Origin of the sequence: Microbacterium sp. 13-71-7 (assembly GCF_002257455.1) — a bacterium.
Classification (GTDB): Bacteria; Actinomycetota; Actinomycetes; order Actinomycetales; family Microbacteriaceae; genus Microbacterium.
This window is the reverse complement of sequence record NZ_NCKN01000152.1, coordinates 1-10,163: the sequence shown is the minus strand read 5'-3', so window position 1 is coordinate 10,163 and position 10,163 is coordinate 1. Positions and strand designations below refer to the sequence as shown.

Annotated in this window: 9 protein-coding genes; 2 read left to right on the top strand and 7 right to left on the bottom strand. The window is 72.6% G+C overall.

Annotated features, from left to right (window positions below):
• A partial coding sequence (locus B7X32_RS14170; RefSeq protein ID WP_292720824.1) for a PfkB family carbohydrate kinase occupies window positions 1–576 on the top strand: 576 nt, incomplete at its 5' end.
• Between the two features lie 113 nt (window positions 577–689).
• Here B7X32_RS14170 and pheA read toward each other — a convergent pair.
• On the bottom strand, window positions 690–1,652 hold the full coding sequence (gene pheA, locus B7X32_RS14165) for a prephenate dehydratase (RefSeq protein ID WP_292720829.1): 963 nt from the start codon (window positions 1,650–1,652) through the stop codon (window positions 690–692).
• Between the two features lie 222 nt (window positions 1,653–1,874).
• Here pheA and pgm point away from each other — a divergent pair, with 222 nt between their 5' ends.
• Window positions 1,875–3,518: a phosphoglucomutase (alpha-D-glucose-1,6-bisphosphate-dependent) gene (gene pgm / locus B7X32_RS14160; protein WP_292720821.1), complete on the top strand. Its 1,644-nt coding sequence runs from the start codon at window positions 1,875–1,877 to the stop codon at window positions 3,516–3,518.
• A 120-nt stretch (window positions 3,519–3,638) separates the two neighbouring features.
• Here pgm and B7X32_RS14155 read toward each other — a convergent pair whose 3' ends face one another.
• The 6 genes from B7X32_RS14155 to B7X32_RS14130 all read right to left on the bottom strand — a co-directional run.
• Window positions 3,639–4,709 (bottom strand): LacI family DNA-binding transcriptional regulator, encoded by a 1,071-nt coding sequence (locus B7X32_RS14155; RefSeq protein ID WP_292720819.1) that lies wholly within the window; start codon window positions 4,707–4,709, stop codon window positions 3,639–3,641.
• A complete protein-coding gene (locus B7X32_RS14150; protein WP_292720817.1) occupies window positions 4,706–5,488 on the bottom strand; it encodes a TIM barrel protein in 783 nt (260 codons plus the stop codon). The genes B7X32_RS14155 and B7X32_RS14150 overlap by 4 nt, the downstream gene beginning before the upstream one ends.
• A gap of 194 nt (window positions 5,489–5,682) precedes the next feature.
• The gene (locus B7X32_RS14145; protein WP_292720814.1) at window positions 5,683–6,552 is read right to left on the bottom strand and encodes a sugar phosphate isomerase/epimerase family protein; all 870 of its coding nucleotides are present in this window, start codon (window positions 6,550–6,552) and stop codon (window positions 5,683–5,685) included.
• A complete protein-coding gene (locus B7X32_RS14140) occupies window positions 6,549–7,784 on the bottom strand; it encodes a dihydrodipicolinate synthase family protein (protein WP_292720812.1) in 1,236 nt (411 codons plus the stop codon). Before B7X32_RS14140 ends, B7X32_RS14145 begins: the two co-directional genes overlap by 4 nt.
• 8 nt (window positions 7,785–7,792) lie before the next feature.
• On the bottom strand, window positions 7,793–8,920 hold the full coding sequence (locus B7X32_RS14135; RefSeq protein WP_292720826.1) for a Gfo/Idh/MocA family oxidoreductase: 1,128 nt from the start codon (window positions 8,918–8,920) through the stop codon (window positions 7,793–7,795).
• Between the two features lie 483 nt (window positions 8,921–9,403).
• Window positions 9,404–10,163, bottom strand: a 760-nt coding sequence (locus B7X32_RS14130) for a substrate-binding domain-containing protein (RefSeq protein WP_292720810.1), incomplete at its 5' end; no start/stop codon positions are given.

Genomic DNA, 10,163 nt, shown 5'->3' with positions numbered 1-10,163 from the left:
GCCGTCCACGTCGGATCCATCGGCGCCCTGCGCGCGCCGGGATCCGACGGGGTCCTCGCCCTCGTGGAATCGCTGCCGGGGGACGTGCTGGTGACGTTCGATCCGAACGTGCGCCCTGCCCTCATGCCGCCGCCCGCCGAGACCCGCGCGGTCGTGGAGCGCTACGCCGCCCGCGCCGCCGTCGTGAAGCTCAGCGACGAGGATGCGGAATGGCTCTACCCCGGCGCGGCCGATTCCGCCGCCGAGCGGCTGCTCGCCGCCGGCGCGAAGCTCGTCGCCGTCACCCACGGGGCGTCCGGGAGCGTCCTGCGCACGGCCTCCGCCCGGCTCGACGTGCCGGCCCGCCCGACCGTCGCGGTGGACACGATCGGCGCCGGGGACGCGTACATGTCCGGCCTGATCGCCGCGATCGTGCAGCGGGTCGGCGTCGTCGACGCGCTCGCGGGGCGGTTCACCGAGGAGCAGCTCGCCGACATCGGCCGGACCGCCGCGGTGTCCTCCGGCCTCACCGTCGCCCGCGCCGGAGCCATGCCGCCGACCGCCGCCGAACTCGACGCGGAGCTGGCCGGGGTCTGAGGCGGACGACGGACGGATCCGGCGGGCCGGACGTCGTCCTCGGGGCGTCCGCGGCCGGGGGCCCGGCGGGCTCGGCGGGCTCGGCGGGCTCGGCGGGCTCGGCCGGCTCGGGCTTACGCCTCGGGCTCGCCCGCGATCAGGCCGCGCAGCCAGTCGCGGGCCTCGACGAACACGTCGTCCGCGTAGCGCTCGGGGTACTGCACGATCCGCCGGTCGGCGCGGGGATACGAGCCGAGGAAGACCACGCGAGGGCTGAACCGCCGGATGCCGAGCAGCGCATCCGCCATCCGCTCGTCCTGGATGTGCCCGTCCGCGTCGAGGACGAACCGGTACCGGCCCAGCTCGTCGCCGATGGGCCGGGACTGCAGCAGGGACAGGTTGATGCCGCGCGTGGAGAACTGCTCCAGCAGCTCGAGCAGGGCGCCGGCGTGGTCCACGGGCAGCTCCACGATGAGCGAGGTCTTGTCGGCGCCGGTCGGCGGCGCCGGCGCCACGGTGCGCGAGACCAGCACGAACCGGGTGACGGCGTTGTCGTTGTCGCCGATGCCGTCGGCCAGCAGTTCGAGGTCGTGGTGCTGCACGATGCCGGGCGCGGCGATCGCGGCGTCCGCGGGCAGCGACCCGTCCAGGATCCCGAGCGCCGACGCCACATTGCTCGCGGCGGGGACGTGCTGATGCTTCGGGATGTGCTCGCCGAGCCAGCCGTAGCACTGGGCGTACGCGACCGGATGCGCGGCGATGACCGTGACGTCCTCGATCCTGGTGCCGGGGGCTGCGACCAGGACGAAATCGACCTTCACCAGGTACTCTCCGACGATCCGCAGGCCGGGCAGCGTCGCGAGGGCGTCGAGCGTCGTGGTGACCCCACCCTCGACCGAGTTCTCGATCGCGATCATCGCGGCGTCGCTGCGCCCCTCGAGCACGTCCGCGAGCGCCTCGCCCACGTTGTGCACCGGACGCCACTCGTGCCCGCGCGCCTCGGGGACCTGCTCCAGAGCCGCCTCGGTGAACGTCCCCGCGGGGCCGAGATAGCTGTAGGTACGGCGGGCGGGGGCGGCATCGGTCACGGCTTTCAGCCTAGTCCGGGGCGCGACCCCGGCTCTGGTCGATGACACGGACAGCGGCACGATCCCGTCACGGATGCACGACGGAATGCCGGATCCGATCGTGCATCCGTGCTCGGATCGTGCAGGTGTCGCGCCTGGCCGGGCGCCCGACGCCCGACGGCGGGGTGGGCCGCGGCCGCCCCGCGCCGAAACGATGATGCGATCCGGGGCCCGCCGGGGCAGACTAGCTGCATGACGAGCCGAGCCGGCCTCCCCGCGGAGGAAAGCGACCTGATCGACGTCGACGAGCTGATCGCCGCCTACTACGACCGGATCCCGGATCCGAAGGTCTCCACCGAGAGAGTCGTGTTCGGCACGAGCGGGCATCGCGGGTCCTCCCTGAGCGGCAGCTTCAACGAGCAGCACATCCTCGCCACGACCCAGGCGATCGTCGACTACCGCACCGCGCAGGGCATCACCGGCCCGCTCTTCCTCGGCCGCGACACGCATGCGCTCAGCCGCCCCGCCGAGCGCAGCGCGATCGAGGTGCTCGTCGCGAACGACGTCGACGTGCTCGTCGACTCCCGCGACGCGTGGGTGCCCACCCCCGCGCTCAGCCACGCGATCCTCACCTACAACCGCGACCGGTCCGACGACGAGCCCGGCCGCGCCGACGGCATCGTCGTCACCCCGTCGCACAACCCGCCGCGGGACGGCGGCTTCAAGTACAACCCCCCGCACGGCGGCCCCGCCGACACCGACGCCACGGGCTGGATCGCGAACCGCGCGAACGAGCTCATCGAGGCCGGGCTCGAGGGCGTGAAGCGCACCCGCTTCGCCGACATCGACGCCGACGGCCTCGGCACCTACGACTTCCGCGACGGCTACGTCCGCGATCTGCCCTCGATCATCGACGTCGAGGCGATCAAGCGCGCGGGGGTCAGGATCGGGGCGGATCCGCTCGGCGGCGCCTCGGTCGAGTACTGGGCCCTCATCGGCGAGATGCACGGCCTGGACCTCACCGTCGTGAACCCCGAAGTCGACCCGACCTGGCGCTTCATGACCCTGGACTGGGATGAGAAGATCCGGATGGATCCGTCCTCCCCCTCCGCGATGGCGTCGCTGGTCGCGAAGAAGGGCGACTACGACGTGCTCACGGGCAACGACGCCGACGCCGACAGGCACGGCATCGTGACCCCTGACGCGGGCCTGATGAATCCGAACCACTACCTCGCGGTCGCGATCGACTACCTGTTCTCGCACCGCGAGGGCTGGGGCCGCGACGCCGCGATCGGCAAGACGCTGGTGTCGTCCATGATCATCGACCGCGTCGCGGAGTCCCTCGGACGGAGACTGCTCGAGGTGCCCGTCGGGTTCAAGTGGTTCGTGCCTGGACTGCTCGACGGATCCGTCGCCTTCGGCGGCGAGGAGTCCGCCGGGGCGTCGTTCCTGCGCCGGGACGGATCCGTGTGGTCGACCGACAAGGACGGCATCCTGCTCTGCCTGCTCGCCGCGGAGATCATCGCTGTGACCGGGAAGACGCCGTCGGAGCGCTACCGCGAGCTCGAGGAGGCGTTCGGCGCCTCGGCGTATCAGCGCGTGGACGCCCCCGCGACCCCCGAGCAGAAGGCGACGCTCGGCAGGCTGTCTCCGGAGTCTGTCACCGCGACCGAGCTCGCCGGCGAGCCGATCACCGCCAAGCTCTCGCACGCACCGGGCAACGGCGCGGCGATCGGCGGGCTCAAGGTGCAGACCGAGCACGCCTGGTTCGCCGCGCGCCCCTCCGGCACGGAGGACGTCTACAAGCTCTACGCCGAGTCTCTGCTCGGCCCCGAGCACCTCGCCCGCGTGCAGGAGGAGGCCAGGGCGGTCGTGAGCGCCGCGCTCGGGGGCTGATCCGGTTCGGGGCGTGTGCCGGGGCCGGTTTTGGCCGCGGCATGTCCCGGTCTGGCTCTGCCGTGTCCCGGTTTCGGCGCGGGATCGAGTGATTTCTGAGCCGAACGTGGGACACGACCGTCAGGCGAGGCCCGGGGTACTCCCCCGCACGACGACCTCGACGGGGAGCGGGGCCTGGGTCCAGCCGTCGTCGACGATCGCGCGGAACGCCTGGTACCCCGCCTCGTTCAGGGGCACGCGCACCGTGGTGAGCGCGGGCGTCACGTCGCCGCTCGCGGAGACGTCGTCGAAGCCGCACACGGCGATGTCCGACCCGACCGCACGGCCGGCCGCGCGGATCGCCGACATCGCGCCCAGCGCGACGACATCGCTCATCCCGAAGACCAGCGTGCCGGGCTCGACGCCCTCGTCCAGTGCCGTGGCCATGGCCTCGGCCCCCGACTCGCGCCGGAAGTCGCCACGATGGATCCGATCCATCGTCCCGCCGCCCGACGCGAAGCCCCGGGCGAAGCCGGTCAGGCGGTCATCCGAGGTGCGCACGCCCTCGGCGGCGCCGATGCCGATCGCGGAGCGGTAGCCCAACGCGGCCATGCGGCGTCCGAGCTCCTCGGCACCGCCCGCGTTGTCGATCACGACGGTGCGCGCGCCGGCGTAGCCGCCATCGTCACCGTCACCCGGCAGGTCCCCGAAGGCGACCACCCGTCCGCCGTAGCGCTCGAAGGCCTCCAGCTCGGCGGAGACGGATCCGCCCTCCGCGTCGTCCGACCGTGAGGCCGCGAGGATCAGCCCTTGCGGACGCTGGCCGCGCAGCGCCCGCAGGATCCGGTTCTCCCGCTCCGGGTCGCGCTCGGTGATCGAGATCGTCACGACGAGGCCGTACTCGTCCGCGCCCCGCGCGACGCCCGCGGCGATCTGACCGAAGTAGGGGTCGGCGATGTCGGCGACGAGGAGGGCGATGACGGGGGAATGGCCGCGGGCGGTCGCCTGCGCCGAGACGTTCGGGGTGTAGCCGAGTGCCTCGGCCGCGCGCTCCACACGCTCGCGGAAGGCCCCGGCGACCTTGCGCTCGGAGCCGTTGAGCACGCGCGAGGCCGTGGCGAGCGAGACCCCGGCCTCCCGCGCGACATCCTGCAGCGTCGCCGCGTGGGGAGCCGCGGACGCGGCCCGCGGGGAAGGGCTTCCCGGATTCATGCCCCGAGCCTAGTGCGCGCCGCGCCCGCCGCGAGGTACCCGCGCAGCGCCGCGGCCTCCGCGGCGAGCGCGGCGGGGTCGTCACCCGGCACGAATTCGAGCAGTGCGTCGCGCGGAGGGTTCGCCGCGACGGCCGCCGCCTTGGCGAACGCCGTCCACAGGCCGTCCCGCGCAGTGAGCGGGAGCCGCTCGGCCACGGGCCACCACGAGAAGACGTGCACCGCGGAGGTCCGGTCGGCGAGGCGCTCGTACTCGGCCACGGCGACCTCATCGGGCGCCGAGACGGTGGGCTGCCAGTACGTGGAGAGGTGCGGGCTGGCGACCTCTGCCAGCACCCGCAGCGTCTGCTCGGCGTCGTCGGCGAGCGTGCGCCCGTGGAACTCCAGCGCGAGCGAGATCCCGCGGCGCCCTGCGCGCTCCGCCGCGTCCGCGAGCGCGTCGATGATCTCGGTGCGGTCGGCCGCGGTGGCGTCCGCGGATCCGATGCTCCCCGCCCATACGCGGATCCGGTCGGCGCCGAGCGCCTCCGCCGAGTCCAGGACCGGGGCAATGTCCTCCCCCGCCTGCGCGCGGAAGTACGAGCCGTACGAGCAGACCGCGAGCCCGGCCTCGGCCGTGATCCGGGCGACCTCGGCAGCGCGGGCGGGATCCCCCGGGGGCACGTGCACGTCCCCGCCCCACTCGATCGCCTGCAGCCCGGCGTCAGCCGCGAGCGTCGCGATCGCCGCCGGATCCAGCTGCCGGAAGGTCACAGAGCAGAGCCCCGTTCGGATGGTCATGCGGTCAGCCTTTCACGTGGGCGCCCTGGCCGTTCACCGCTTGCTATCTCCGCGAGACTCCAACTGGGCGACGAGACTGCGGTTGTGAGGCGCAGTCTCGTCGCCCAGTTGGAGTCTCGCGGTCATGGAAGGGGCACCGGGGCGGGCGGAACGAAGCGGGGCGGGGACGAAGCGGGGGCGGGAGCGAGCGGGGGTCAGCCGAGGTGCGGGGAGACGGCGGCGGCGAAGGACTCGGCGGTGCGGCGGACGACCTCGGCGGGATCCTGCGCCCAGACGTCGGCGTTGAAGATCTCCACCTCGATGTCGCGGGCGTAGCCGGTGGCGACCACGGCACGCGTGAGCGAGGCGAAGTCGATCACGCCGTCCCCCGGGTAGTGCCGGCTCAGCAGCACGTCGGCGGGCAGCGGCGTCTTCCAGTCGCACACCTGATACGTCGCGATGCGCCCCTCGCGGCCGGCACGGGCGATCTGCTCGAGCACCTGCGGATCCCACCAGATGTGGAAGGTGTCGACCGCCGCGCCGACCACCGCCGGGTCGAAGTCCGCCGCGATGTCGATGGCCTGCCCGAGCGTGGAGACGACGCAGCGGTCGGATCCGAACATCGGGTGCAGCGGCTCGATCGCGAGCGTCACGCCCGCGGCGGCGGCATCGGCCGACAGCTCGCCGATCGCGTCGCGCACCCGCTCCCGCGCCCCGATCAGGTCGCGGGATCCCTCGGGCAGCCCGCCCGCGACGAGCACGAGCACGGCCGTGGACCCCTCGGCCCCCGCGGCGGCGAGGGTCGCGGTCTCCTCGATCGCGCGCCTGTTGTCGTCGAGCGCCGCGCGCCGCTCCGGCCCGTCCGGCAGCGTGAAGAACCCTCCGCGGCAGTGCGTCGTGAAGCGCAGCCCGGAGTCGGCGAGCATCCGCGCGGCGATATCGAGGCCGACCTCGTTCACGGGCTCGCGCCACAGGCCGATGCCCTGTACGCCCGCCTCCGCGGTGACCCTGAGCGCGGTGGCCAGATCGGCGTACTTGATCGTGGCCTGGTTGATCGAGAGGCGGGGATCCGCGGCGGCGCTCATGCGTCCACTCCGTTCAGGCGCAGCATCCCGTGCCACCGCTCCCGCGCGAGCTCCGGATCTTCGAGGGCGAGCGAGGCGTTCGCGAGCTCGACGATGCGGCTGAGATGCGGCAGGCTGCGCGCCGAGTGCAGGCCGCCCACCATCTGGAACGCGGGCTGGTGCCCGTTCAACCAGGCCAGGAACGCGACCCCGGTCTTGTAGTAGAACGTGGGCGCGGCGAAGACCTGCCTGCTGAGCTCCTCGGTCGGACCGAGGATCTCGAGGTAGCGGTCCGGATCCCCCGCATCGAGCGCCTGGATCGCCGCCGAGGCGACCGGCGTGATCGCCGCGAACGCGCCGAGCAGCGCGTCGGAGTGCGACCTTCTCGTGGTCGAGTGCCCTTCGGAGGGCGGCGTTGCTTCTCCGTCGACGTCGTCGTCCTCGCTCGACGACCGGATCGAGGATCCCCCGATCAGCCCGACGTAGTTGAAGTCGTCGCCGGTGAACATGCGCACATCCGAGGGGAGCCGCTCGCGCACCGCGATCTCGGATTCTGCGTTCAGCAGGCTCATCTTGACGCCCGCGATCTTGCCGGGGTTCTCTTCGATGATCCGCAGCAGCGTGCCGGACGCCTCCCGCCAGTCACGGGATCCGAAGTACCCCTCGAGCTGCGGGTCGAACGCGGTGCCGAGCCAGTGCAGGACGACCGGGGTGGTCGCCTGCTGCAGGACAGCGGCGTACACGCGCAGGTAGTCGGTGCGCGACTCCGCGACGCGGGCGAGGTGGCGCGAGGCCATGAGCACGGGCCCCGCGCCCTGCTCCTCGGTGAAGTGCAGCTGCGCGACGTACGCGTCGATCACCTGCCGCAGCGGGATCCGCTCCTCCTCGACGTGATCGGTGTTGACGCCGACGACGACGGATCCGCCCTCCTCCCGCGCGACCTCGGCGCTGCGCGCGATGAGCTCTCGGGTGGCCGCCGCGTCGAGCCCCATGTTGCGCTGCGCCGTGTCCATGGCGTCGGCGACGCCGAGGCCCCAGGAGTACACGTTGCGGCGGAACGCGAGCGTGGCGTCCCAGTCGATGTCGGCCGGCTGCCCCGGTGTGTTGTCGGCGTGCGCCCTGGGCACGACGTGCGCCGCCGCGTAGGCGACGCGGCTCCGCAGCGGCGAGGCAGGGCGCGCGTATGCGCCGGAGTCGTTGAGGGCGGCGTCGGAGGTCTCCCCCGAAGCCGCGAGGAGGCGGATCGTCGTCATGGCCGGCCTCAGTCCAGGCTCAGCGCGGGCAGCGGGACCTTGCGGCCCTCGGCGGAGGACTGCAGGCCCGCCTCGGCGAGCTGCACGCCCCTGGCGCCCGAAAGCAGGTCGAAGGCGTAGTCGGTGCCGAGCACGTAGGACACCAGGTACTCCTCCCACTGCTGGCGGAAGCCGTTGAGGAACACGTCGTTCACGGGCACCTCGGCCCAGTCCGCGTCGTAGTCGTGCGCGTCGGCGAGGTCGGGGTTCCACACCGGCTTCGGGGTCGCGTTGCGGTGCTGGATCTTGGCGCCGAACAGGCCGACGACGGCGGATCCGTGCGTGCCGTCGACCTGGAACTCGACCAGCTCGTCGCGGTTCACGCGCACGGTCCAGCTGGAGTTGATCTCCGCGACGATGCCGCCCTCGAGCTCGAAGATGCCGTACGCGGCGTCCTCCGCGGTGGCGGTGTAGTGCTCGCCGTTCTCGTCCCAGCGGTCGGCGATGTGCACGGCGGCCTGCGCGTAGACGCTCTTGACCTCGCCGAAGAGGTTCTCCATCACGTAGTTCCAGTGCGGGAACATGTCGCTGATGATGCCGCCGCCGTCCTCGGTGCGGTAGTTCCAGCTCGGGCGCTGCGCAGGCTGCCAGTCGCCCTCGAACACCCAGTAGCCGAACTCGCCGCGGACGGAGAGTATGCGCCCGAAGAAGCCCGAGTCGATGAGCCGCTTCAGCTTCTGCAGGCCGGGAAGGTAGAGCTTGTCGTGCACGACGCCGGTCTTGACGCCCGCGGTCCGGGCCAGGCGGGCCAGTTCGAGGGCTTCCTCGACGGACTCGGCGGTCGGCTTCTCCGTGTAGATCGCCTTGCCTGCGGCGATCGCCTTGCGGATCGCGGTCGCGCGCGCCTTGGTGACGAGGAAGTCGGCGTAGATCTCCCACTGCGGATCCGCGAGGGCGGCGTCGAGGTCGGTCGTCCAGTCCTCGATGCCGTGCCTGGTCGCGAGTTCGGCCAGCTTCTGCGCGCTGCGGCCGACCAGGATCGGCTTCACGGTGACGCGGGTGCCGTCGGGGAGCTCGATGCCGCCCTGCTCGCGGATCGCGAGGATCGAACGCACCAGGTGCTGGCGGTAGCCCATGCGCCCGGAGACGCCGTTCATGATGATGCCGATCTCGCGGGTGGTCGTCTCGGACACGGTGTCCCCTCTCCTTGCCTCGGCGGCCGTCGTGGTCTCGCCGGTTGCGTTGCTCGTCGTGCGCGACGTGTGCTGGTAAGCGCTTTCCAGCCTATGGTGACATGCGGATGCGCGAGCCGCAAGGGGCGTTCCCGCCTGCGGGTGGAGCACGCGGGTGGAGCGCGTACCTTTCGAGTCGTCCCCGCCAGCGCACGCCATAGGGTCCGCTCAAGGGGACGACTCGAGAACGGGGGCGGCGAACCAACCGGGGTGGCTTCACATCTCCGAGTCGTCCCCGTCAGCGCACGCCATAGGGTCCGCTCAGGGGGACGACTCGAGAACGGGGCGCGGCGAACCAACCGGAGTGGCTTCACATCTCCGAGTCGTCCGCGTCAGCGCACGCCATGGGGTCCGCTCAGAGGGACGACTCGAAAGTGGAACGAGGGAGAGCGGGAGCGCGGGAGGGCGCTAGGCGCTGGCGCGGGGGATCAGGGCGGGAGTGAGAAGCGCGGGATCCTGCACGTCGCGACCCTCGACGCGGTCGACGACGAGGCGCACGGCGAGCTCGCCGAGCGCGGCGAAGTCCTGCCGGATCGTGCTGAGCGGCGGGCGGAACTCGGCGGCGTCGGCGATGTCGTCGAAGCCCAGGACGGCGACATCGTCCGGAACCCCGCGGCCGGCGTCGGCGAGGGCGCGCAGCAGACCGAGCGCCATCTGGTCGTTGGCGGCGAAGACGGCGGTGACCGCCGGATCGGCGGCGAGCACTCGGCCGCGGTCGTGACCCGACCCCGCACTCCAGTCCCCGCGCAGCGGATCCGGGATCCGGAGTCCGCGCGCCGCGAGCTCCTCCCGCCAGCCGCGCTCGCGCTCCGCGGCAGCGAACGAGCCCTCGGGCCCCGCGAGGTGGTGCACAGCCTCCGCACCCCGGTCGAGCAGGTGCGCGGTCGCCGCACGGGCGCCCGCCGCGTGATCCGTCCCGATGACGGTGAAGCGCGGATCCGCGGGGGCGTCCACGACGACGAGCGCGAGCCCGGCCGGATCCGCGTCGCGAGCCAGCGCCGAAGCCTCGTTCAGCACGATCGCGCCGTCCACGCCCTGGTCACGCAGCCGGTCGAAGGCCTCGCCGATCCGCCCCTCCGCACCGAGCGTCACCACGGCGAGCGCATACCCGCGCGCCTCGGCGGCCTCGGCGACGGCCTGGAGCAGCGCGGAGTTGCCGACCGTGGCA